Origin of the sequence: Paenibacillus sp. 2RAB27 (assembly GCF_052115445.1) — a bacterium.
Lineage (GTDB): Bacteria > Bacillota > Bacilli > Paenibacillales > NBRC-103111 > Paenibacillus_E.
This window is the reverse complement of record NZ_JBFRGR010000001.1, coordinates 402,827-427,898: the sequence shown is the minus strand read 5'-3', so window position 1 is coordinate 427,898 and position 25,072 is coordinate 402,827. Positions and strand designations below refer to the sequence as shown.

At 42.3% G+C, this 25,072-nt stretch carries 24 protein-coding genes; 15 read left to right on the top strand and 9 right to left on the bottom strand.

Features of this window, described 5'->3' with window-relative positions; all coding sequences use genetic code 11:
- Positions 1 to 324: 324 nt before the first annotated feature.
- Positions 325 to 837 (top strand): DinB family protein, encoded by a 513-nt coding sequence (locus AB4114_RS02110; protein ID WP_441986886.1) that lies wholly within the window; start codon positions 325 to 327, stop codon positions 835 to 837.
- Positions 838 to 878: 41 nt separating this feature from the next.
- On the opposite strand, the gene AB4114_RS02105 is transcribed toward AB4114_RS02110, so the two are convergent.
- Positions 879 to 1,106: a hypothetical protein gene (locus AB4114_RS02105; protein WP_028554145.1), complete on the bottom strand. Its 228-nt coding sequence runs from the start codon at positions 1,104 to 1,106 to the stop codon at positions 879 to 881.
- Between the two features lie 205 nt (positions 1,107 to 1,311).
- Positions 1,312 to 2,106 carry an AraC family transcriptional regulator gene (locus AB4114_RS02100; protein ID WP_441986885.1) on the bottom strand — a complete coding sequence of 265 codons (795 nt, stop codon included), beginning with the start codon at positions 2,104 to 2,106 and terminating at the stop codon, positions 1,312 to 1,314.
- Positions 2,107 to 2,237: 131 nt separating this feature from the next.
- Between AB4114_RS02100 and AB4114_RS02095 the strand changes: the two genes are divergently transcribed.
- Both AB4114_RS02095 and AB4114_RS02090 read left to right on the top strand, forming a co-directional pair.
- Positions 2,238 to 3,008, top strand: coding sequence for a sugar phosphate isomerase/epimerase family protein (locus tag AB4114_RS02095; RefSeq protein ID WP_441986884.1), 771 nt, complete (start codon positions 2,238 to 2,240; stop codon positions 3,006 to 3,008).
- Between the two features lie 32 nt (positions 3,009 to 3,040).
- A complete protein-coding gene (locus AB4114_RS02090; protein WP_441986883.1) occupies positions 3,041 to 4,060 on the top strand; it encodes a Gfo/Idh/MocA family protein in 1,020 nt (339 codons plus the stop codon).
- Positions 4,061 to 4,183: 123 nt separating this feature from the next.
- Here AB4114_RS02090 and AB4114_RS02085 read toward each other — a convergent pair whose 3' ends face one another.
- Positions 4,184 to 6,301, bottom strand: a complete 2,118-nt coding sequence (locus AB4114_RS02085) for a sulfatase-like hydrolase/transferase (protein WP_441986882.1) — start codon at positions 6,299 to 6,301, stop codon at positions 4,184 to 4,186.
- A gap of 208 nt (positions 6,302 to 6,509) precedes the next feature.
- On the opposite strand from AB4114_RS02085, the gene AB4114_RS02080 reads away from it, so the two are divergent.
- Positions 6,510 to 7,376, top strand: coding sequence for a YitT family protein (locus tag AB4114_RS02080; RefSeq protein ID WP_441987051.1), 867 nt, complete (start codon positions 6,510 to 6,512; stop codon positions 7,374 to 7,376).
- Positions 7,377 to 7,380: 4 nt separating this feature from the next.
- Here AB4114_RS02080 and AB4114_RS02075 read toward each other — a convergent pair whose 3' ends face one another.
- Positions 7,381 to 8,091, bottom strand: a complete 711-nt coding sequence (locus tag AB4114_RS02075) for a response regulator transcription factor (protein ID WP_441986881.1) — start codon at positions 8,089 to 8,091, stop codon at positions 7,381 to 7,383.
- Between the two features lie 26 nt (positions 8,092 to 8,117).
- A complete protein-coding gene (locus AB4114_RS02070; RefSeq protein ID WP_441986880.1) occupies positions 8,118 to 9,467 on the bottom strand; it encodes a sensor histidine kinase in 1,350 nt (449 codons plus the stop codon).
- 147 nt (positions 9,468 to 9,614) lie between these two features.
- Between AB4114_RS02070 and AB4114_RS02065 the strand changes: the two genes are divergently transcribed.
- A complete protein-coding gene (locus tag AB4114_RS02065; RefSeq protein WP_441986879.1) occupies positions 9,615 to 10,535 on the top strand; it encodes a CPBP family intramembrane glutamic endopeptidase in 921 nt (306 codons plus the stop codon).
- A gap of 83 nt (positions 10,536 to 10,618) precedes the next feature.
- On the top strand, positions 10,619 to 11,530 hold the full coding sequence (locus AB4114_RS02060) for an aldose 1-epimerase (RefSeq protein WP_441987050.1): 912 nt from the start codon (positions 10,619 to 10,621) through the stop codon (positions 11,528 to 11,530).
- 1 nt (position 11,531) lies between these two features.
- On the opposite strand, the gene AB4114_RS02055 is transcribed toward AB4114_RS02060, so the two are convergent.
- The 3 genes from AB4114_RS02055 to AB4114_RS02045 form a co-directional block, all read right to left on the bottom strand.
- Complete coding sequence (locus AB4114_RS02055) at positions 11,532 to 11,912, bottom strand: YmaF family protein (RefSeq protein WP_441986878.1); 381 nt, start codon at positions 11,910 to 11,912, stop codon at positions 11,532 to 11,534.
- Between the two features lie 57 nt (positions 11,913 to 11,969).
- Positions 11,970 to 14,063: an LTA synthase family protein gene (locus AB4114_RS02050; protein ID WP_441986877.1), complete on the bottom strand. Its 2,094-nt coding sequence runs from the start codon at positions 14,061 to 14,063 to the stop codon at positions 11,970 to 11,972.
- Positions 14,064 to 14,139: 76 nt separating this feature from the next.
- Positions 14,140 to 14,781, bottom strand: coding sequence for a DsbA family oxidoreductase (locus tag AB4114_RS02045; protein WP_441986876.1), 642 nt, complete (start codon positions 14,779 to 14,781; stop codon positions 14,140 to 14,142).
- A 1,233-nt stretch (positions 14,782 to 16,014) separates the two neighbouring features.
- Here AB4114_RS02045 and AB4114_RS02040 point away from each other — a divergent pair.
- The 8 genes from AB4114_RS02040 to AB4114_RS02005 all read left to right on the top strand — a co-directional run bounded on the left by AB4114_RS02040 (position 16,015) and on the right by AB4114_RS02005 (position 23,336).
- Complete coding sequence (locus tag AB4114_RS02040) at positions 16,015 to 16,605, top strand: transposase (protein ID WP_441986875.1); 591 nt, start codon at positions 16,015 to 16,017, stop codon at positions 16,603 to 16,605.
- A gap of 105 nt (positions 16,606 to 16,710) precedes the next feature.
- On the top strand, positions 16,711 to 16,935 hold the full coding sequence (gene yidD, locus AB4114_RS02035) for a membrane protein insertion efficiency factor YidD (RefSeq protein WP_216626085.1): 225 nt from the start codon (positions 16,711 to 16,713) through the stop codon (positions 16,933 to 16,935).
- A 407-nt stretch (positions 16,936 to 17,342) separates the two neighbouring features.
- Complete coding sequence (metG, locus tag AB4114_RS02030) at positions 17,343 to 19,343, top strand: methionine--tRNA ligase (protein WP_441986874.1); 2,001 nt, start codon at positions 17,343 to 17,345, stop codon at positions 19,341 to 19,343.
- A 127-nt stretch (positions 19,344 to 19,470) separates the two neighbouring features.
- On the top strand, positions 19,471 to 19,896 hold the full coding sequence (locus AB4114_RS02025) for a hypothetical protein (protein WP_441986873.1): 426 nt from the start codon (positions 19,471 to 19,473) through the stop codon (positions 19,894 to 19,896).
- Positions 19,897 to 20,072: 176 nt separating this feature from the next.
- Positions 20,073 to 20,987, top strand: a complete 915-nt coding sequence (locus AB4114_RS02020) for a metal ABC transporter substrate-binding protein (protein ID WP_441986872.1) — start codon at positions 20,073 to 20,075, stop codon at positions 20,985 to 20,987.
- Between the two features lie 39 nt (positions 20,988 to 21,026).
- A complete protein-coding gene (locus AB4114_RS02015; RefSeq protein WP_441986871.1) occupies positions 21,027 to 21,806 on the top strand; it encodes a metal ABC transporter ATP-binding protein in 780 nt (259 codons plus the stop codon).
- A 12-nt stretch (positions 21,807 to 21,818) separates the two neighbouring features.
- The gene (locus AB4114_RS02010; protein ID WP_056614758.1) at positions 21,819 to 22,619 is read left to right on the top strand and encodes a metal ABC transporter permease; all 801 of its coding nucleotides are present in this window, start codon (positions 21,819 to 21,821) and stop codon (positions 22,617 to 22,619) included.
- A gap of 3 nt (positions 22,620 to 22,622) precedes the next feature.
- A complete protein-coding gene (locus AB4114_RS02005) occupies positions 22,623 to 23,336 on the top strand; it encodes a cytochrome c biogenesis CcdA family protein (protein WP_441986870.1) in 714 nt (237 codons plus the stop codon).
- Positions 23,337 to 23,341: 5 nt separating this feature from the next.
- Here AB4114_RS02005 and splB read toward each other — a convergent pair whose 3' ends face one another.
- Entirely contained in the window at positions 23,342 to 24,403 is a 1,062-nt protein-coding gene (gene splB / locus AB4114_RS02000; protein WP_441986869.1) for a spore photoproduct lyase, read from the bottom strand.
- A 158-nt stretch (positions 24,404 to 24,561) separates the two neighbouring features.
- On the opposite strand from splB, the gene mntR reads away from it, so the two are divergent.
- A complete protein-coding gene (gene mntR / locus AB4114_RS01995; protein WP_056614749.1) occupies positions 24,562 to 24,987 on the top strand; it encodes a transcriptional regulator MntR in 426 nt (141 codons plus the stop codon).
- The last annotated feature ends 85 nt before the right edge of the window (positions 24,988 to 25,072 follow it).

Sequence of the window (25,072 nt, the reverse complement as noted above, 5' to 3'; positions counted from 1 at the left end):
GGGGGTTTTCGCATATCGCGTGTTTGCTCAGAGATTAACTCAGCAAAAATAATCTTCTGTCGTATTTGCAACAACTATTATTAAATTTGGGGAACGTGAAGAAATTAAACAGGCTGTAGTTCAGCCGCGAGACATAAATAATAATCTTGTAGATATCACAGAAAATTGTTTCTGTGAAATAGATGAGGCGATGTTGTAGTTCACTGGACTGGTATGAAAATGATTCGGCTGAACTTACACTTGAAGAAGATTCATTTTTCGGGAATTTTGCGATATGATAGAAAGATTCAAACCATCATATAAGTGAAGGGAGACATTTCTAACATGCTGCAACGACCAAGTCATGACGAATATTCATCCTACTATACGGGTTATATCGGGTTGGTGCCCGAAGGGGACTATGGTTCCATTTTGAACAGTCAAGAAAAGGCACTCGTATCTCTATTTTCACAGTTAACAGAGGAGCAGGCTTTATCTCGCTACGCACCAGGGAAGTGGAGTTTGAAGGAAGTGCTGGCTCATATCACGGATACAGAGCGCATTATGAGCTATCGATTACTGCGCATTGCTCGCGGAGACACGATGGATTTACCTGGCTTTGATCAAGATGTTTTTATTGCCAATACAACTTTCGACGATATGGCCTTAACGGATTTGGTGAAAGATTTCCAAGCGGAGAGACAAGCTACGTTGGCCTTATTGCCTACAATTACTGAAACAGCATGGACACGCGTTGGGACAGCGAATACATTCGCCATTTCTGCCCGCGCGATTGCCTTCGTGATCGCAGGACATGCCCAGCATCATCTTAACATCGTAGAGCAGAAGTACTTATAAGTAAAAAAGCCTGAAATCCACGGATGGATTTCAGGCTTTTTTTAGTAAAGTGATAAAGCTAACGAATCTCGTTCATTCAGGGAATGAAGAATTGCTTCGCACCCGACAATTTCGATGCTAATGATTGAATCCAGACATTTCTTGAGTGTTGCTCTACCTTTGGTAACCTTGGCCTCAAGTGCTGACTTCAGTAAATTGAACTTCTTTTTATTTTTCTCATCGGAGTATACGGGTACAGGTTTGTTATGAATCGTTATAAACATTTTCATGAGTTCCACCATCCTAAGAATTGGATATAGTACTAGCATATCGGATTATTATTAATAGAACCTTAAAATAGTTTTACAATTTTAAGACAAATAAGAGATTGCTATGTATTTTCGTATATAGATAATACGATTTAGGAGCTAAAATTGTTTCATATATTGGTTAGGAAAATTGAATATTGTGTGAATTTATTTTAAATGAATAGGTTTAAGTGTACTGCATGTTTTGTCGATAGGCTTTGGGTGAGGTACCGAAACGTTGTTTAAATGCACGATGAAAGTAAGGGTAAGAGCCAAATCCACAGCTAAGAGCGATTTGTTCTAAGGACATGGAGCTATCATGCATACGCTCAACCGCGCTGGATAGACGTACTTCTGTGGCATATTGGATCATTGTTTTACCAAAATATTCTTTGAACAAATGGACAGCTCGGGAAATGCTAAGTCCTACATGATCTGCAACATCTTCAATTTTGAACGCGGCAGTAGCATGTGCCTCAATGAATCGTTTCATGCGAGTGCCGGTGAAAGGGCGACCCTGCACTGTTTCTGTCGCAGCGCGTTCAAGATAAAGGCACAGTGCTTGGAGCAAATAACCGCTTAGCTCGGGATTCTCTTCTTCCATTCTGCGTTTCTCTAGGCTTAATTGCCGCCATAGTGAGATCAATCTGGGGTCGAGGTCGATGCGCATGCAAGTAGGTTTGTTGTTGCGTTTCCACCATGCATCAATCCAATCACCTTTGCAAAATAAGTAGTAATCACCGCTGGCGATTTTCTGATCAGGCTGCGTCTTCGCTTTTTCGATTCGCAACTCGTAAGGATCGCCGGGCTTAAACAAAAGCAGATGGCCTGCTTCAATCGGGATCATACGACCATCAACAAGGGCTTCACAACTGCCTTCTGTCTGTAATCGAAAAAGATAATAAAGTAGCCCTGATTTGTTATTATTATAAAACGGGTCCATATGAAAAGAATACCCACAAGTTAATAGTTCAGCTTCCATGTCATTTCGCCTTTCGTAGCCAAATAAGAGATGTTTTAATTATATCGTGAATGGTCATAATAGGCTAATCTCGATTATACTTATGCCAAGATTACTATTAATGATTTCACTATGAGAAAAGAGGAGAACAAATGGGACGTTTAGGAATTGGACTTCAATTGTACACATTGAGAGATGATATGGCTCGTGATATGGAAGGTACACTTCGCCATGTTGCGAAGCTAGGATATGAGGGTGTTGAGTTTGCTGGCTATTATGACATGCCTGCAGATAAGCTTAAAGGTTTGCTAGATGAACTTGGATTGAAATGTTTCGGAAGCCATATCAGCTTGCAAAGATTCCGAGATAATTTTCAAGGCGAGATCGATTATTTGAAAACAATCGGTGCTACATATGCCATTTGCCCTTATGTTGGTGCAGAAGAGCGTGAAAACGTTGAACAATGGAAATCTCTAATTGCTGAGTGCCAGGCACTTGCGGTTGAGACGCAAAAACAAGGCTTGCAATTCCTTTATCACAACCATGACTTCGAATTCCATTACAAAGTGGAAGATGAGTTCGTTTTCGATGCAATGTATGCAAATAACGATGCTATTAAAGTTGAAATGGACGTATGTTGGGTACAATTCGCAGGTCAAGACCCACTGGCATACATTGCCAAATATGCAGGACGTCTTCCATTAGTGCATTTCAAAGATTTCACGAAAGATGCTGATGGTAAACTAGTTACTTTGGAGCTAGGTTTAGGCGATGTTCCTTTAGATAAAGTTATCGTTGCTGCCGAGCAAGCTGGTGTAGAGTGGCTTGTCGTAGAACAAGATAACTGCCAGAAAGCACCTTTAACTAGTATTGAAAACAGCTTCAACTGGGTTAAAGAGCATTATTTAAACGTTCATAACTAATTTATTCTTATAATTGAAGGAGCATTTATCACATGAGTAAAATTAAAGTAGCCGTCATTGGCTGTGGTTCCATTTCCAAACATAGACATATTCCAGAATACGCAAACAATTCAAATGTTGAGCTAGTTGCATTCGTTGATCCGATCATTGAAAGAGCTCAGCACTACGTTGAATTGCATGGCGGTAAAGCTTATAGCAACTATGTTGACATGTTAAAAGCTGAGAAAGTTGATGCTGTTAGCGTTTGTACACCAAACTACCTTCATGCTGAAATCTCCATTGCCGCGGCTAATGCTGGCGCGCATGTGCTAGTTGAAAAGCCAATGGCCACTACAGCTGCTGAATCCGAAGCGATGATTGAAGCTGCTAAGAAAAATGGCGTATTCTTGATGGTTGGTCACAACCAACGTCTAATGCCTCCACATGTGAAAGCGAAAGAAATCTTGGAGTCAGGTAAGCTTGGGAAAGTTCTTACATTCCGTACATCGTTCGGTCACCCAGGTCCTGAGGGCTGGAGCATTGATGGTCGTGAGAGCTGGTTCTTCCGTAAGGAAGAAGCCATTATGGGCGCTATGGGCGATCTAGGCGTACACAAGTCAGATCTTATCCGCTGGTTGCTTGATGATGAAGTTGCTCAGGTAGCAGCATTCGTTGGTACACTTCACAAAGAGGGTACAGACGTTGATGATAATGCGACTTGCTTGCTTCGTATGAAAAGTGGAGCTACAGGTTCCCTAGTAGCAAGCTGGACTTATTACAAAGGTCAAGACAACTCCACCGTTCTATGGTGTGAGAATGGTGTTATCAAAATTGATACAGACCCTAACGATCAAGTAATCGTTGAGCTTCGTAATGGTACAGTTGAGCGTTACAAGGTAGGTCAAGTAGCAACGAATGAGAAACAAACATCTAGCGGAGTTATCAGCGAGTTCGTTACTAGCATTCTAGATAACAAACCGCCTCGCATTTCTGGCGAAGAGGGTTACCAAGCATTGAAAGTGATTCTGGCAGCATTCGAATCCGAAGCGACTGGTAAAATCATTAATCTTTAATTTATAGATTAGTAACGAGAGCTCATCCTATAACGGGATGAGCTCTTACTTATTTTCATCAGCATGTTAAAAAGAAAAAGCCCCAATTCTCAAAGTGAGAATTAGGGACTGGCAATATTTTTTTTAACGTCCACCAATATCGATGGAAACCGAATTCGATTTGCCGACAATCGTTTCTTTGGAGTCTTTAACCTGTACTTGGATATCCCAAAGTCCTGTTTTAAGTAAAGTTCCTTCCACTGATGCGGTAACCGTATGCTCGTCTTTCCAAGTCGTCGGAATCACTTTCCCGTTCAAAGTTACGTAACCCAGTGGGGGAAGATTATTACCGGAGACAGTAAGTGTTAAATTCGTGCGACCTGATATATCTTGTGAGTCGGCTTCCACTTTATCTAGGCTAATTGGACCGAAACCGAGCATGTACTTCGGATCGATGATCGGTGTTAAATAGTTCTTATAAGCGTGTCGATCTCCGAAGAGAATATCATATTGCAAAGTTTCGTAATCTTTCAAATCACTTTCTTTAATATTCATTTCAGCAAAATGATCCTTAGGCGGGATGACTGGATACTTTTTAGCCAATTCCGTTAAGAAATTTGTATAATAATTGCCTTGTTGCTTCGATAATTCGATTAAATATGGACCTAAGAAGGAAGGGCTAATATTCAAATTGTCTTTACGTTCTGTATCGAAATTGTTCCATACGACCAATGGTACACTGTACATTTTTTTCAAGAAATCAGGATCATCTTTACCACTAATATACTTCGTGTCAATATACGTTGCGTAATCATCACCTAGCGCTGGCAGATGATCGCCCCAGAATGCAATAATCGTAGGCTCGCCTTTTTTCTCGTAGTATTCCACTAATTGCTTCAACATATTGTCCGACCCATTAATACCTTGAGCAAGCGTTTCAAGCATACCAACCGAGGAAGCGGAGAAGTTGCCTGTTACGTTAAACGTATTTTTCGGGAATTTGCCAGGGTAGAAATGAAAATGATTTTCCATTGTGTTCGCAAACACGAAATCAGAGCCTGCGCTTTGCTCAGTTGCATGAATAATGTTAGCAGCAACTTCGCTATCCGCAATATAAGGCCCAGAGTATGTCGGTTTGAAATACTCAATCGGAATATATTTGGAAAAGCCGAAATCTTGATAGATTTTATTACTATTAAAGTACCAATTATAAAAGGGGCTAATCGCAGTCGAAGTATAACCTTGACGTGCATAAATACTCGCTAATGAATCGACTTCATTTGAAATATATTGATTATAGGCAATGGAGCCTTGTGGTAAGAAGCGCATGGAGTTGCCTGTAAGAACTTCGAATTCCACATTGGCTGTTCCACCGCCATACTGAGGTGAAAGCATCGTTCCGCTCGTTCCAGTCTTCTGTAGTTTATGGAAGAAAGGAATCGGATCTTTGTCGAACTTCGCGCCGGGGATAAGGGTTGGATCCCAGAAAGCTTCACTTAAAATAACAATAACATTAGGTTTAATTGGTTTTGTGTAGGAATCTCCCGCTTTAATCGGTGGCGTCGGAGATGCATTCACGATAGCTTCAACGGCTTTATCATTATAACCTTCTCGGCTATTTGAGAACATTTCTTTGGTATTCAGTACTGTTGCAAGCGCATATCCGTTTGTTTTGGTGTTCTGCACCTGATTCCAAACTGCGGCTTCGATGCCAAACCACTTCTGAACAGGCAAAGGCAGATCCGTATAAACAGCTAGAAACATAACTAAACCAATTCCAGCAAGAATTGCACGTTCTTTTAAGGCTGCTTTTTTAATAAACATGGTTGTACGGTAGAGGATGAAATAACTGCCAACAAGGAACAGGAGAATGACAGATAAGACATTAAAAGTCAAAATGTTAGATAAATATTTCACCATATCCGAGGCTTCGCCAGCTACGACTAAATCCCATGGCGTCAAAGGCACGCCTAGAATTTTGAGCTTTACGCCACTAATAAGGGCCAAAATAATGAGGAAACCGGCGATCACCCAATACGCGATTCGAGTTCGCCCTATGATGGCAACGAATAACAATAGAAGACTTACTACGATCCATTCGTTGAAAAGAAGCTCTATAAAATGCTTGAAGCTCCAAGACATCATTTCAGTGTAGTTCCCACGGCTCAAGATTTCCATGATCAGAACAGGGATTAGTGCAAGAAGTAAAAGTGGTAGTCTTGGCCGAATTACCAATAACAATCGTTCAATGTGTTGTTTCATAGATTCTCCTGTACAAAAATAAGTTAAAAGTCCTTTGAATACCTGATATTATACCATGCCTTTCGACATTATTCGATGGTATCTCTATGAAAAATAGATTGATTGCAGGAAAATCGTGGCTATATCAAGAATACTTATAAAGAGGATATAAGTTAGGAGGGGATCACGTATGGCTAAAGAACAAATGCAACTAAAAAGAGAAGCAGTTATGCAGCTACAACACCGGAAAATGACAAAAAGTGCGTTTTTTCGACGTGGATTATTCTTATTCATTGGTGCCGTTTTAATGTCTGTTGGGTTGGAAATTTTTTTAGTGCCTAATCGAATTATTGATGGAGGCATTACGGGAATTTCGATCATTTTATCGTATTTGACCCAAGGTCCAATTGGTGTGTTCTTGACATTATTAAATATCCCTTTCTTATTCATCGGTTATAAATTGATTGGTAAAACCTTCGCCTTATCTACCCTCTTTGCTATTCTTGTTATGTCGGCAGGTACAGCCTTGCTTCATCCTGTGAAAGAACTTACGAACGATCCGTTGCTAGCCGCAGTATTCGGCGGGATCATTCTTGGTATTGGCGTGGGAATGGTTATTCGTTTCGGGGGATCATTGGATGGTACAGAAATTATTGCGATTCTCGTTTCGAAAAAAATTCCGTTCTCGGTCGGCGAGATCGTTATGTTTTTCAACTTATTCATTCTTGGAAGTGCAGGGTTTGTCTATACGTGGGACCGTGCCATGTACTCGTTAATCGCATATTTTATCGCTTATAAAATGATTGATGTCACCATAGAAGGGTTCGATGAGTCGAAGTCTGTATGGATTATTAGTGACCACTTTAGAGAGATTGGCGGAGCAATTCTGGATCGCTTAGGACGCGGCGTCACTTATTTAGAAGGTGAAGGCGGATTCTCTGGAGATAACAAGAAAGTCATCTTCTGTGTGATTACACGGTTGGAAGAAGCCAAGTTGAAATCCATCGTGGATGGACTTGACCCCAAAGCATTTCTTGCAGTTGGCAATATCCACGATGTCAAAGGCGGAAGATTCAAGAAGAAAGATATCCATTAAACCACTAATCGGATTTCTCCTTCTTGATTTCTTTATCCTTTTGTGAAGAACCTCGCTCGAAAATGCCTAAATTTCTTAGCTGCTGAGCAGCATCCTTGCTGCTCGGGCTTCCGAGTTTTTTCAAAATATGCCCAACATGAATTTTCACTGTTCGTAATGAAATGAAGAAGCGGTTCGCAATTTCCGTCTGCGTATGGCCTTGATCGATCATATCAAGAACTTGAAGCTCCGTTGGGGTGATGAGATCCCTCACTTCTTTGATCTTGAATTGCTGTTCCAGCCGTTTAAGTCTACGGAATTCCTCGCGCATTTGCTCAGAAACAGCTGCATTAATCGCGGACTGGCGCGCATGTGCCGCCCGAATAATGGCTGGGAGCTCCTCGAAACGCGACTTAATTTGATAATCGATTGCCCCTGCCTGAAAGGAACGGAAAATGAAATCCTTTTCCTCCATCGAGGTTAACATGATGACTTTGGCTCCCCAAGATAAGAAGGCTTGCTCCGCAAGACTTATGCCCGCGGGTTCATTTTGAAGCATAATATCCATAAGTACGACATCAGCGGAAGGTGTGGCATTCCCAAATAACGCTTGAGCTTCTTCTGCTGTAGATCGGCTATCCACGACCGTCATATCTCCTTGACGATTCAAATAATCCGTCAGGCCGCGCAGCCAGTCTAGATCATCTTCCACGATGAGTATGCGAATTGAATCCATTCCGATACTTCCTCTCCTCTGCAAGTCTAACGCTGTCCCGGAAATGTCAGATAGACACTTGTGCCTTTACCGGGTTCACTGCTAATTTCCAAACTACCACCGTGTTTTTTCATGACGCTATAGCAATAAGCTAGACCAAGACCAAAGTTATTCCGATTGCCGCTTTTTGTTGTATAGAAAGGTTCTACAGCTTGCTTGAGGACGGATTTCTCCATACCCATACCTGTATCTTTAATTTCTAGGACCATATTTTTTTTGCTTGAAAAAGCTTTAATAAAAAGCTCCCCGCCGCTGCTCATCGCTTCAATGGCATTCATAAGAATGTTCGTTAGTGTTTCAGTGACTTGGATCTGATCAAGTTGAAGTTCGAGCCGATCAGGCAACTCAACATGTACTCGGATCTTTCCTAAATAGACATCAAGGGATTCTAGCACATCTTGCAGCAACTGGCGTACGTCAACCTGTGAAATACGCAGAGGCAATTCTTGTGTTTGTTCATGTACACGGCTAATCATATCCTGAATATGCCTGGAGGCGTTCATGACGACATGAATGTCCTGTATAAGCTCGGTTTGACCTGTGTCTGTTGCGTGTTGGTTCATCTTCTCCAGAAATAACCGCATTTTTCCTACATCATTTTTGATGGCATGGTTAAGAATGGCCGTACCAGACGTAATGGCGCGGAGCGTGGAATCCAATTTGCGGCGCTCAATGAGCAGCCGGATACCAAGAAAGCCGTATTTGAAAAACGTAAATACAAAGAAAGGGACCACAAAGGCCAAAATCCACACATGATAGATCCACAATCGATAGAAACCGAAGCTGGGCATGACATAATTCAGCACGCCAACGCAAAGCATGGGCGGAAAAAGTGCAAGGCAGGTGAACAAATGTGTTCGCCGCATGGCTGGGAGATGTTCTTTTTTGAGTGCAATCAGTAAGGTACCTATGAGGATGTATGGGAAGGCCCAGGTCGYGACTACGCGGAATTCTATGGGCATTTCTTCGGTATACCCTGGTAATAAGATCAGACAAGCAATAGGCGGTACTAGCAAAATAAGCGGTAACCATGTACGCAAGAGTGGCTTCTGCCAAGTAGAATGATAGGCTAATGATAGCATTGCGAAAGCGTAGGGTAAGCCGTAATAGGAAAGCAAGGAGCAGATACTCATCACACGATAAAAGAATGCACTTAGTGATGGGTTTGGTGAAGTTACCTGAAAATAGGGGATGATATCCGCGGATATGACAKCTGCTAACGCGCCAGAACCGCCTGTAAAAGCCACTGCGCTCATCCAGCGCATGGTACGTGAACCGGGATCTACAATAAGTAGTCCTGATGCGATGAACCAAAGGGCAAATAGGACAAAAAGCATATGTTCCCCCTTAGGTAATGTCAATAGATAGTCTTATTGTGGCATGACGCAATCGTTTGCACAAGAGTTTCCTTTCTAATTAAATGGGAGGATTTGGGCATAGGTTCACGAATTGTTGATATACGAAAGGAGTGAGCCGATATTGAAGTGAAGAAGAGAAGATCATTTCCAATCCTTCAGATTGTAGGTAAAGTACTGCTAACCCTCATTTTCATCATCGTCATCACGGTCATTTTATCCATAGCTGCAGCTGTACTTGCCGTGAGGTTAAATCCTGATCTTATCGTGAGTATGGAAGCTGTTACGAGTAATCCCTTTTTTATTAAAGCCTCATTATKGGCACAGATTGTAGGTTTCATAACTGGTGTTGGTTTGGGTTTTTATATATTTGAGCGGAAAAAGGGATGGAAATTAGGGCTGCAAACTGTTCAGTTCGCCCGTCGGTTCGGAGAAGGTTTTCTCTGGGGGGCCGTGCTGATAACCCTTAGCAGTTTAGTGATATGGTTATTCGGAGGCATCCATTTTGTGCAGGTGAATTGGAGTTTATCGAAGGGAACTGCGATAGGCGGGAGCTTTCTTCTCTTTATTGGGGTAGCGATCAACGAAGAACTATTTGCGCGCGGGTATTTACAGGGTCTTGTGAAAAGCCGTTTCGGCCCGAAAATAGCTGTAGGGGTGTCGACGATTGTTTTCGCCCTCCTGCATAGCTTTAATCCAGGGATGTGGACGACAGCGCTACCTTTTATCAATATCCTATTGGCAGGCCTATTGATGGGGTTATGTCGTGAGTTGACAGGGAGTCTATGGATGCCAATAGGACTGCATTTAGCGTGGAATTTCATGCAGGGATGTGTGTTCGGTTTTGATGTTTCAGGGATTCCAATGTCGTCATTCATTGCGACAGAAACGCAAGGTGCTATTTTCGTGTCTGGTGGAGCTTTTGGGGCAGAAGGAAGTTTAATTACGAGCTTTATTCTTGTACTTGGCATCATAATGATTTATAACTATTATCAAACCCGTAATCGTTATAGCCATACAATGCAACCTAATTTGAAAGACAACATTTAAAATAGGKGGATTCATCTGTGAGCCAGTATGAAGTTATACATAGTGAATGGGAAGGGGAGTCGACGCTCAAACTCGTCGACCACATGAATGAGGCGGTGGCCGAAATCATTCCGGCCGTCGGTCTACACCTGTTCCGCTTCGATGTGCGGAACCATGGCTACATCGCGAAGCCCGACGACTTGTCGGAGCTTCGCGTCAATTCCTCGCGCTACGGCGTGCCCATTCTGTTCCCGCCGGGCCGTGTAAGAAATGCGGCCTTCACCTTCGGTGGCCGCGAATATCGGCTCCCGGCGAATCGGGAGCCTGATCACGCCCACGGCCAGCTGCGCGAGCGGGCGTGGAAGGTCGTTGCCAGCGGCGCAGACGCTGCTGGCGGGGCTTACGTCTCCGCGGAGTTTGACATCGCGGAGACACCGGACATGCTGGCGTATTTCCCACACGCCGCATGCTTCCGCTTTACGTACCGTCTGCAGGACGGTACACTGTCGCTCAGCGGTGAAATCGCCAACCGAGGCGGCAATACCATGCCGCTTTCTCTTGGCTTTCACCCGTACTTCGCGTTCGCGGAGGGCGAAGCCGACCGCGTGCGGGTAACTATTCCCACGGCGGCAGAATGGCTGCTGTCCACGGGTGGGTTTGCGGCAGGGGAACCTGTGCCGACGGCGCTCACAGCTGCCTTACAGAGCGGCGAGAAGGTTTCCTCGTTGCCAGGATATCCTGGCGGTTCACAGATGCTTAGCATCGCGCCTGGGGCTCAAGTATGCGAGATTGCGTATGAGGCTCGCAACACGAAACTTATCTTTGAAATGGGGGACAAATTCCCAATTCACGTTCTATTCACAGCACCATGGAGCAACGCAGTGTCACTTGAACCGTACACGAGCATCATGAACGTGTTCAATGAATCCTATCCTGCTGAAATCTCAGGTGCTCAAAGCTTGGAGCCAGGTGAGACTTTTACTTTCCATTGGGCGATTCATATAGAAACGAAGTAATCTACCAAGGTTCATATCCAAACCCTATTGTGGAATAACCTTGATAGGCATGTTGATGGAGCTCTACAATGATCCCTTCCATTTGAGCGGATTTTGCAAGCGCACCTCGTCTTCCAGTGTTATATAGATTAGGGTCCACAACGCCTTGCAGTAAATGAATATGGGCTCCGTTTTCTACAGGAATGGGCGGGCCTGTAGTGCCATAATAAGTGTGATAGTGACCATATTTTATCCCTGAAATACCTTGATATTGATGGACATGTTGGTCGTAAGAAGTACCATTTACATTGAAAGTATACAGACGCAAAAGATGATGGTGCCCTAATTCTTCCGAAGTTACCGTTGTGAAGAAATGAACGTGAGCTGGTGGAATGCTCCTCATCACACGAAAGCCCCCTATGAGTAGGATATGCTTCATCCTATTCATAGGGGGCTTTTGTCATGACGATGGCAATGGATAAAGATTTGATTGACCGATTTTCATCTTTTTATCATCATATACGCGCACTTCAACTTGTTGCGGCTTACCTAATTCAATCACAGGATTCGAAGCGATATCAACATAAAGCGTATCTTTTCCATCGAAATTAGATTTGACTTCCTGCCCATTAATATACACATTACAGGACGAGAAAAATGGTGAACCCGTTACTTTAATTTTTTTGTCTGCTATCGTGACCTTTGAAATGATAGGATCACCGTATCCTAACGTATACTTAGGTTGTACTATCGTGTCTTTGTAGCCTTTAGCTTCATAGCCGTATCTGGCCCCAAACAGATTGTCATACTGCATCTTCTCATAATCCGCGAGATCGCTCGCCTTTATGTTAAATGACGACCACATGTCTTGCGGAGGAATGACAGGTATTTTCTTTGATAATTCATATAAATAATCCGTATAATAACTTCCCTTTACACCTGCCAAGTGCAGCAGCATCGGCCCCAAAAAAGAAGGACTTGAAGATAAATTCAGCTTCTCTTGATCAGCAGGTACGAAGTTATTCCAAATGACAAAAGGCGTGTAATGTGTTTTCGTATACAGATCGGGGTCATTAGGCACCACATATTTGGCATCACGATATACTTTATAATCTTCCTCAAAGAAAGGGAAATGGTCCCCGAAAAACAAAATAATCGTCGGATCTGACTTTTTCGAATAATAATCAACCAAAGATTGCAGAGCCTGATCCGTAGCTGTAATACCTTGTGCATAAGTTTCTAGAATACTTTTCGATTCTGCCGAAATATCACCAGTAACCTGAATCGTATTTGTATTGAATTTATTGGGAGGGTAAGGATGGTGATTTTCCATCGTATTAGCAAAAATGAAATCAGGTCCAGCACTTTTTTCTGTTTCCTCAATAATTTTGTTCACAACAGCATGATCCGCATAATTGGGTCCTGARAAATCATTCGGGAAATATTCACTTGAGATAAATCGGGAAAACCCGAAATGCTTATACACTTTTCTGCTATCAAAGAAATAACTGAAAAATGGATTAATCGCGGTTGCCGTGTACCCTTGTCTTGTTGTAATGCTTGCTAAGGAGTCAACACCGTGATTCATATATTCGATATAGGGAATGATTTTATCAGGTGATTTTCCGAAAAAACGCATTGAGTTCCCTGATAAAACCTCAAATTCAACATTTGCTGTACTACCCCCGAATTGTGGAGATAACATGTTGCCGCCAGTGAATTTTTTTTGTAACTCATGCAAATGCGGAATCGGATCGCGGCTAAAAGTGACGTTTTTCATGATCGTTGGATCAAAAAAGGACTCTCCTAGCAAAACGATAATATTTGGTTTTTTATCATTTGTAGCTGGTTTTTCTGGGATTTGATCCAGAAGAGACGTAATTGCTTTCTTACTATAACCATCTGGTTTCGCTACATGTAAAAAGTTAAGCATCTGAACTGTAGCATACAAATAACCATTTTCATCATAGGTAATCGTTTGATCCCAAGGAACCGTGTAAACCCCATATAGTTTAGTAAACGAAAGGGGCTTATCCGCGTACAAACTAGTTGCGATTACAACAGCGATTACACCGTAAACACTGCGTTCGATCCAATGAAACTTCATTTTGCGATTGCGTAAAATGAGGTGAAACARACAAGCAACAATAACGATAAACAGCATGGTATAACCAACAATACGATTATTAAAGTATTCGCTCAAAAACTTCTTGTACTCCATAAGTTGGTTGTTAAAATAAAGATCCCATGGATAATAAGGTGCGCCAATAGCCTTTAACTTACTGCCGCTAATCGCCCCAAGGGGCAACAAAATGGCACAAAGGAGCCAAAACGACAGCCTAGAACGACCAGTAATAGCAATAAGAAACAAATACAAAGATCCAACAACGAAATAAGCAAGCACCATGGCCAAAGGATACGTTGTGATCCAATGATGAAATTCCTTATAAGTACCCCTCTCCAAAAATTCAACCATGCACATCAATACAAAAGGAAGTATAAAAATCATTGCGCGAGTAGGCAGCTGCTTGAGTGCCTTCAGTAAAATAGTCATTCGTAAAACTCCTAGTTATCAGCTTATAAAAACCCGACTCTCCACGTGGAGATGCCGGGCGATATTGAACCTTAGATCATGTTTCGTCCGAACCCACTGCACTAATTTGCTCTAACGCTTGCAGAAACGTAGCTGYGGGTTGAGCACCTGTTAACGCATACTTACGATTTATTACGAAAAAGGGGACCCCTGTTACGCCGGCTTGACTGGCAAAAGCAAGGTCATCTTCAACCTGCTCCAGACCTTCTTTAGCAGAAAGTTGAATACGAGTTTGATGCGGATCCATGCCATGCAGACTTGCAGCTTCAAGTAGAAAGTCGATGTGACCAATATCTTTTCCATCCTCAAAATAAGCTTTGAACAAGTCGTCAACAAGCTGCTGTTTGACTTCTTCAGGTGCGATCGCAATGAGCTGATGCGCTTTTAACGTATTTGGCATTTTCGTGATTTGCCCAAAATCAAAATGTAAACCTGATGCCTGTCCAGCCTGAGTCACTTGTTGGTGCATTGCTTGCAGTTTGCTTTCATCAGCACGAAATTTAGTACGCATAAGTGTCGCGAAATCTGCACCTTCCACCGGTGTCGAAGGATCAAGTTGATACGCACGATAGTGCAGCTCAACAGGTTCAGCTGTAAAATCTTCTAGCGCATCCATCAAATTCTTCTTCCCGATGCGGCACCAAGGACATACTAAATCTTGAAATATCTCAATTATCATCTCGAATATACTCCTTCAATCATTGCTTTAGCTCCATTCAACATTATAACCCAAAGATGATAAATGTCACCATGTAACACAAACCGATATCTAACTTGCAATACGAACAGAATTCAAATAAATTGACCTATCAAGAGAGCTGAAACATCAGAAGAACGACACACTGCGCCCATTTCGGTTACACAACTCCGCCCCCCCGACCCCGAACCTCGAACCTCGAACCCCAACCCCAAATCCCAAGCCCTGAACGCCGATCGCCGAACCCCGAACCCCGAACCCCGAACCCCGAACCCCGAACCCCGAACCCCGAACCCCGAACCTCGAACCTCGAACCCCGAACCCCGAGCCCCGAACCTCGAACCCCGAACCCCGAACCCCGAGCCCCGAACCTCGAACCTCGAACCCCAACCTCCAAATCCCAAGCCCTGAACACCGATCGCCGAACCCCAAGCCCCAAGCCCCAAGCCCCAAGCCCCAAGCCCCAAGCCCCAAGCCCCAAGCCCTGCCCCCCGAAACCATACTGACGCATCACCAAAATTTTTTGCTAAACTACTCTTGATTTTTTTTCATGCGAATCTGTAATATCTACAATCGATTAAATTAAAAACAGATAGCAGCATAAAATTTAAACCAACATATTATCACTAGTATCTGGGAGGGGGGAGTATCCCGCCAAAATATAAATTCTGTGCTATCTACAAGTCGCAGTACGGCGGGTTGAAATGTGCTTTCTAAGCTATTTTATTTCTCTTTATTTCTTCTTTAAATCCCTAAATCCCTAAATCCCTAAATCCCTAAATCCCTAAATCCCTAAATCCCTAGAACCTTTGAACCATAATTCTTTAGAACCTTAAATCCCCTTAAATCCTTATTTCTTTATTTCTATTTTTTTTATTTCTATTTTTCTATCTATCTTTCTGACTTTCTGTCTTTCTGTCTTTCTGTCAAAATATCTTTATAACTTTACTAAATATTTTACTTATATATTTATTATGTTTTTTCTTTGCATATTTCTTTATTTACTTATTTATTTTCCTATTTAATTCCTTTAACTTCCTTTAACTTCCTTGTATTTTAACTTGTACATATCACAGAATTTGTTTTATTGCGAATATATAGCCTCTAGACAACGACACTGTATATGGAAAATATTATAAAAAACATATACATACGAACGTTTGTTTGATATAATAAAAACATAGAACATAGGTTCTCGTAAGGGGTTGAGAGGCGATGAATATTAAATCACTTGCTAGTGAAGCGTCAACTTGTGAAACAGAAGTGGCGTGTGAGGATTTTCTTATGAACTTGCGTTGGTCTAATGGGTTTCATTGTCCTCGGTGTGATCACCATGAAGCTTTTCAAATTCGTACTCGTAGATTGTTGGAGTGCAAAGAGTGTAGAATGCAGATTTCGATAACCGCGGGTACAATTATGCATAAATCTAAACTTTCCTTGTTAACCTGGTTCAAAGCTATCCAGCTTATATGTATGAGCGGTGTTGAAGTTACTGGATACGGATTAGCAGAGATTCTGGATATTAACTATAGAAGTGCTAAGCTGTTGATTGATAAAATTTGTTTTGCAATTAAGGTTGAAGAGAGCAGATTACTTGCATTGCGTAAATTGAGAAGGAAGGCTATTCGCTCTGAATCAACTAAATCAAAGTTTCCTATGCCGAAAATCATCGATAATTGGTGTGATCCATTTGATCTCAAAACATATATAGAAGTCAAATTATCTAAACTTACGCAGCAATCAGTGATGAAAACTTTTGTATCCATTCATTTATATTCAAGATTCCTGAAGTGTTTTCAGTTCTAAAGGAGTTGGAAGTCACAGTCATAGTAAGAGGATTTGACGGGATCCTTATTTTCAGTCAAGATGGTAGTGTTGGTTACAACTTTACAAAGAATTAGGAGAATACTGATGAAAAGGGTTGTGCAAGCCCCTATCCATTTTTATCGGAAGTTTATTTCGCCGCTCAAACCCCCAACATGTCGATTCTATCCAACTTGTTCGCAATATGCGTTAGAAGCCATTGAGGTTCACGGACCTATGAAAGGTTCTTGGTTATCCGTGAAACGGATTTGCAAATGCCATCCTTTTCACCCAGGTGGTGTGGATCATGTGCCAGCAAAGAGCGGAAATTAATATAGTGAATCTGTCGGCTTGACATGAGGCTGTTTTTTTCGATATATTGTGCTTAAGATGCTAAATATTGTTTATTTCGATGAACGGATAAGTACAATCAGATGCCTATGAACAGAGAGCCGGGGTAGGTGAAAGCCGGTATAGGAGAATGTTTGGAATATGGTCCCGGAGAATAGGCCTTCGAGCTACTCAGCATTAGAGTGTATAGCCAGTGCTTACACAAACTTTGCCAGAGAGTAAGCTGGTCTCGTGTCCCAGCGTTAATGGGCAAGTCGTAATAGACTTACTGAGCCCCGAGCTTGTGAAAGGCGGGGGAACCTGGGTGGTACCGCGTGAGTTCAACTCTCGTCCCAAGATGGATGAGGGTTTTTTGTGTTTTCAACTAACCGCTATTGGAGGAACGAAAAATGTCTGAACAATCCAAAACATTTTACATTACCACACCGATCTACTATCCAAGTGACAAGCTGCATATTGGGCATGCATATTCGACTGTTGCTGGAGATGCAATGGCGCGCTACAAAAGGTTACAAGGCTATAATGTTAGGTATTTAACAGGTACAGATGAACATGGTCAGAAAATTGAACGTAAGGCGCAAGAAAAAGGAACAACACCACAAGCTTTTGTGGATAATATCGTTTCTGGGATTAAAGAACTTTGGGCGAAACTGGATATTTCTTATGATGATTTTATTCGTACAACGGAAGATCGACATAAGGATGCGGTAACTAAGATTTTTCAGCGTTTACTTGATCAAGGTGATATTTATTTAGGTGAGTATGAAGGTTGGTACTGTATTCCAGATGAATCTTTCTTCTTGGAGAGTAAGTTAGTCGATGGAAAATGTCCTGATTGTGGGCGTCCTGTGGAGAAGATGAAGGAGCAAACTTATTTCTTCCGGATGAGTAAGTATGCGGATAGACTCGTTCAATATTATGAAGAGAACCCTGATTTCATCCAACCGGAATCACGTAAGAATGAGATGTTGAATAATTTCATTAAACCAGGTTTAGAGGATTTGGCAGTTTCGAGAACGACTTTTGACTGGGGAATTAAAGTTCCTGGAGATCCAAAGCATGTCATTTATGTATGGATTGATGCTCTTTCCAATTATATTACAGCACTTGGTTATGGTTCTGATGATGAGACGATTTTCAAAACGTATTGGCCAGCAGATGTGCATTTAATGAGTAAGGAGATTGTGCGGTTCCATACGATTTATTGGCCGATTATGTTAATGGCGCTTGATTTGCCTCTGCCGAAAAAAGTATTTGCCCACGGCTGGTTGCTTATGAAGGATGGCAAAATGTCCAAGTCCAAGGGGAATGTTGTGGACCCTGTTACACTTATTGATCGTTATGGTTTGGATGCACTTCGGTATTACCTCATGCGTGAAGTGCCATTCGGAGCAGACGGTACATTTACTCCTGAGAGTTTTGTGGAACGTGTAAATCATGATCTAGCTAATGATTTGGGGAATTTATTGAATCGTACGATTGTGATGATCGATAAGTATTTTGCAGGTAAAATTCMTGCCTATATTCCCGGAGCTACTGAATTTGACGAAAGTCTGTTGGAGACAGTTCGTACAACTGTAGCTAAGTATGAGGAATCCATGGAGAAAATGGAGTTCTCCATCGCGCTATCCGCGGTGTGGCAGATGATTAGCCGCACGAACAAATATATCGACGAAACACAGCCATGGTCGATGGTGAAAGACGAAGCCAAGCGTGATACGCTAGGCTCGGTCATGTATGTGCTGGCGGAATCTCAGCGCATCTCTTCTGTTCTTCTTCGTCCTTTCTTGACGAAGACACCAGAACTGATCTGGGCGCAGCTAGGCTTAGCTGCGGACGATTTACCGCGCTTGACTGCGTGGGAGAGCGTGCAGTCCTTTGGGCATCTCCCTACAGGCACCAAGGTGCAGAAGGGAGAGCCGATGTTCCCCAGACTCGACGTAGCGGCAGAAGTCGCCTACATCGTCGAGGCCATGGGTGGCGGTGCTTCGGAGAGCACCGAAGAACCAAAAGCTGCAGCGCCAGCGTCCGCTGCATCTGCTTCTGTGCCAACGCCGGAGCCAAAAGAAGAAATCGGGATCGACGATTTTGGCAAAGTGGAGCTGCGCGTGGCACAAGTGATTTCGGCGGAGCCTGTGAAAGGCGCCGAAAAGCTTCTTAAGCTGCAGCTCGACCTCGGCTATGAGCAGCGTCAGGTTGTTTCGGGCATCGCGAAGTTCTACACGCCCGATGATCTTGTTGGACGCAAAGTTATTTGCGTCACGAACTTGAAGCCCGCGAAGCTGCGCGGCGAGCTGTCTCAAGGTATGATTCTCGCCGCTTCACATGGCGATCAGCTCACGCTAGCGACCGTTCCAGATTCAATGCCGAACGGTGCGATCGTGAAATAATAGCTTTATGCACAAAGACCCTTTCCCAGATTTTCTGGGAAAGGGTCTTTTGCTTTTTGTGACTATGTTAAGGGTATTTTTGACGACAAAGGGCAAGCTAAAGGAAACTAACCACGGAGTGAATAAGATGCTTATACAACGTATAGGAAAAGGGATAACTCTAGTAATATTGATCATCACTTTATCAGCTTGTTCGTTATTCGGTGGAGGCCAGAAGAAAAAGGAAGAAGAAAAAAAACAAAAACAAGCTGATGCTAAAAATGAGAGTGTGATTGATCAAGAACTGAAAAAGCAGTATCAGATGTACAACGAAGTGATCAAATATCAAAAAGAGCAGGATGCTAAACTCATTAAGGAATCGGAAGAGCGTTATAAGAAGTTGAAAGAAGAATCAGACAAACCAATAAAAGGTAGCAGCGAGGAAAAACAAAAAGCCAAAGAAGCTAAAGTTGGGAAAGAAGGCTCTGGCGATTCAGGTTCAGGTGATTCTGGGGACTCCGGAGACTCGAGTGATTCAGGAAATTCAAGCGATTCTGGAGGATCTGAAGAATAATCAATCTCGCATTAAAATATAGGGAAATCAAAGTTGAATTAGAAATGGCCATGCTGTGAACGTTGCAGCTGGCTTTTTTGACTTTCCTCTCCAGATATATTGACTTCAATAAACCCACCTCGTATAATCAAAACGTTAATAAAAAAAATTACGATTTAGAGTGGGTGTTTATTCAAATGACAAGACATGCGAAGCGATATATTTACATAGCTTTATTGTTAATTGTTGCTTGCTGCATTGTTGGCTGCAGCAGTTCGAAAGCTGGATTAGTAGAGGGAAAAGTGAATGTTGTGACTAGTTTTTATCCCTTATATGATTTCACGAAACAAATTGGTGGCGATTATGTAAATGTAATAAATCTTGTCCCGGCTGGYGTGGAGCCACATGACTGGTCTCCAAAAAGCAGGGATATCAAAAATATGTCAGGGGCCCAAGTTTTCGTATATCAAGGCGCAGGCTTTGAAGGTTGGGTAAAAGATTTTCTAGGAAGTCTATCAAGTACATCTAAAGTGCGCGTCGTAGAAGCAAGTCAAGGTGCTAATTTGATCACAACAGATGATAATAAAAAAGAATTTGATCCTCATGCTTGGTTAAGCCCGTTAAATGCACAGAAAATGGCTAATAATATTAAAACGGCTTTAATCGAAGCGGATCCAGTTCATAAGGATGCGTATGAGCAAAACTATCAGACATACAACGCTAAATTATCGGAGTTAGATGCTAGATACAAAAAAGAACTTGCTACTACTACAAAAAAAGAAATTGCTGTATCTCATCATGCTTTTGCATATCTATGTAGAGACTACGGCTTGATTCAAATGTCCATCATGGGTTTATCACCGGATGCAGAGCCAACAGCGCAAGATCTCAAACAAATCAACACCTTTATTAGAGAGCATCAGCTCAAATATATATTCTTTGAGGAACTTGTCTCGGATAAGCTGGCAAAAACGTTAGCTAAAGATGCAAAGGTGAACACCCTCGTACTTAATCCACTAGAAGGTCTAACCGAAAAGCAAATTGATGCAGGCGAAGATTATATTTCGATTATGGACAAAAACTTGAAAAACCTACTTCTAGCGTTACAATAAAGGAAGTAGGACCATTCTTAGTAAGTCAGGGGTAATCAGATGGATACTAGTAATAAAATGTTATGCCATCAGAAAATCGTTTCAATCGATCAGATTTCATTTTCATATGAAAATAAGACAGTGATTAACAATCTCCAGTTTGATGTGTTTGAGCGTGATTTTGTTGGTGTGATTGGTTCTAACGGTGCTGGTAAGACGACACTTCTGAAAATGTTAGTTGGCCTATTGAAACCAACTAGTGGAGAAATCCGATTGTTTGATCGTCCATTGAGTCAATTCAAGGACTGGGAACGAATCGGTTATGTACCACAGAAGAATGCCTTCAATCCGTTATTCCCAGCAACAGTTAGGGAGGTAGTTCTCTCTGGCATGTATACCAAAAAGAACGTGTATCGCCGACTCTCTAAAGCTGATTTGCAAAAAGCTGAAGACGCGATGCTGGCGATGCGCATCGAGGATCTAGCCGATCGTCGTATTGGCCAGCTCTCTGGAGGTCAACAGCAACGAGCCTTCTTAGCTCGTGCGATTGTGAACAACCCGGAGCTGCTCATTCTTGATGAGCCTACGGTAGGGATTGATGCCGAAACGCAGATCGGTTTCTTCCGAATGATCAAGCATATGCACCAGCATCATCATATGACTTTCATTATGGTTTCTCATGATATGGACATGATTCAGTCGTATCTGGGAACAGAGCCGCAGCAAGTGAGCGGAGGCATCAAGTTTTATGTGAAGCATACCCATGATCCCGAGGATTGCCGTGAGACGAATCTAACCCATTCACTCGGCCAGATTCGAGAGATGATCGGAGTTCAGTAAGGAGCGGGCGTTTTGGACATATTTACAGAGTACTTTTTTCAACGTGCATTAATAGGTGGATTATTGATCGGGCTAACTGCGCCATTAATGGGCGTTTTTCTTGTTCTAAGACGTCTATCTATGATAGGGGACACGCTAGCTCATGTTTCGATTGCTGGCGTAGCACTCGGTTTCTTGATCAATGTGTACCCACTAGGTGTGGGACTTGTGTTCGCCTTATTGGCCTCATTTGCAATAGAACGACTGCGCAAGGCATATAAAACCTACGCTGAGCTCTCCATAGCCATTATTATGTCAGGTGGCGTTGCGTTGGCAACATTACTTTTTACCCTTGGCAAAGGGTTTAATATGAATGTCATGAGCTACCTGTTCGGCAGTATTTATACACTAGATTCCACTGATTTATGGGTGGTACTTGTTGTATGTGTTTTAGTTATCGGAGTAATCGCTTTTCATTTCAAAGAATTTTTCTTGATGTTTTTTGACGAGGATGCAGCGAGTGTAAGTGGACTTCCTTTGAAATTTTATAATATGATGATTACAATGCTGACGGCACTTGTCATTTCAGTCGCTATCAAAATTGTAGGCGCCTTATTGGTTTCCTCCTTGTTAACAATTCCAGTCGCTTGCAGTCTGTTAATTGCTCGTAGCTTCAAACATTCCGTTTTCTTAGCGATTTTATTCTCGGAAATTGCTGTCATCGTTGGTCTTGTTGTAGCTGGGATTTGGGATCTGGCACCAGGAGGGACAGTTGTGCTGAGCCTTATCGCTATTTTAATTGGGATTATTTTAAAAAGAGGATTGAGGATATAAGTCATGGATTCAGTTAATGTATGGATCGCCCTCTGGGCGGGTATAGCATCTTTCATTTCACCTTGTTGTTTGCCTTTATATCCTTCGTTCTTATCCTACATAACAGGTATTTCGGTCAGTGAACTTAAGTCAGGTAGAACAACTGTACAAGTTAGACGTCAAACCATGCTACACACCTTAAGTTTTATCGTTGGATTCTCCATTATTTTTTATGCTTTAGGGCTGACAGCAGGCTTTGTTGGCAGTTTCTTTATTGACTATCGGGACTTGCTTCGTCAATTCGCTGCACTTTTAATATTTGTAATGGGATTATTTTTACTCGGTATTTTTCAACCGCAATGGCTAATGAGAGAACGCAAACTGTCGATCAAATTTCGACCAGCTGGATATATTGGCTCAGTCTTTGTTGGTATGGGTTTTGCAGCAGGCTGGTCACCATGTGTTGGGCCTATTCTGTCAGCCATTCTTGCTTTGGCGGCAACTGAACCAGGAACTTGGTTTCAACTAACCACTTCATACTCGCTTGGATTCGCGATTCCTTTCTTCGTTCTTTCCTTTTTCATCGGTTCAACCAAATGGATTCTTCGCTATTCCAACCTACTTATGAAAATTGGTGGAGGCTTGATGATCGTCATCGCCATTCTTCTTTATACAGGTAAAATGACGCAAATCACCCTTTGGTTGAACTCCATTACACCAGATTTCTTAAAGTTTTAGGCGTTTCATGTAAAATATTCAATCTTCGCTTGAGGGAATTTCTCGAAAATTTGTTCTGTGATATATTCTCTCAACGCGGTAGCTTGTTCATCTTTGTACACATATTTACCTTTCCCATATTTGCCCCATTTGTACTTTCTCTTTTCTTCGTCCATTTCCAGCTTTGTTTTGGGGTATCGCTTTTCAATAATATTCTTGGCTGTTTTCGTGAAACGATGCTGAATCATCTCGAAAGTAAGATCATGTGTGGCTTCAGCAGGCAGGGTGTTGTAGAGCTTCTCAATTAGTGTTGCATAACCTTCCTCCCAGCCTTCATGCCAAATAATAGGTGCAATGATGAAACCAAGTGGATATCCAGCCTTGGCAACTTTGCCTGCCGCTTCGATTCGCTCATGAAATCGAGATGTACCAGGCTCGAAGTTTTTGATTACATAATCTGCATTCACACTGAAGCGAAAACGTGTATGCTTGTTATGTTTGGCATCTAATAAAGGCTCTACGTGATGGTACTTGGTAACAAATCGTAGGCGGCCGTGCTCTTGTTCACCCATAAATTCGATTAACTGTTTGAGCGAGCCTGAAATGTGCTCAAGCCCTACAGGATCTGAGGTGCACGCGGCTTCAAAACGAGTAATTTCAGGTTCACGCTCCGCGATATAGTTCTTAGCTGCCCCGAGAATATCGTCAATATTGACATAGACCCGAATATACGGCTTCGCACCCATCGTTGTTTGCAAATAACAATAATGACAATGTCCCATGCAGCCTGTTGCGATCGGTATCGCGTATTCGGCGGATGGCTTGGATGTCTCGAATTTTAACGTTTTTCGTATACCAACGACTAAGGTTCGCTTGGCTATCCGATATTTATCTAATTCGGTTTCGCCGGGCAAATCGCGGATTTGATTATGCGAGGTCGTCATATGGATCTCAAGGCCTTCTTGTTCTGCCCATTTATAAATTTGCTTACCTTTGGGATAATTCAGAGCATCTGGTTCAAAATAAACAAGCTCTGGCACGAAAATCGTCGTGCTAGGCTGCGGTCTTGTAAGCAACTCAGTAGACATGAGGGCCTCCTTTACAAATCGGAATGACAATCTATTATTTTAGTGTGCCAAAGTGAAGTGCTTTGAAAACATGGGAGATTTGACCGCATCTGGGTAGATGGATTATGATAGGAAAGCAGTATGGCTAAGAAATTCGCACAGCAGGGGGAAATATAGCAATGGCTACGCCAAGTATGGAAGATTATTTGGAGAGAATATACAAGCTTATCGATGAGAAAGGTTACGCTCGTGTTTCCGACATTGCTGAAGGGCTTGAAGTGCACCCCTCCTCCGTAACTAAAATGATCCAAAAATTAGATAAAGATAATTATTTAATCTATGAAAAATATCGCGGTCTCATCCTAACGCCCAAGGGGAAGAAGATGGGCAAACGCTTGATGGATAGACATGAGCTTTTGGAAAATTTTCTAACGACAATTGGTGTCCATGAGGACAATATATATAAGGATGTCGAAGGCATAGAGCATCATTTAAGCTGGGATTCGATTACGTGTATTGAAACCTTATTAGAATACTTTCGGAGAGATCCAAGCCGAGCAGATGAGCTTATGAATGTTCGTAAAGAATTAGAGGCAGAGAACTAGGCAGAGACCGTTTACGGTACTCTGTCTTTTTTTTATGGGAATAGAAACAAACTGCTCTCGCATACATACCTAAGAAGCCCTACGA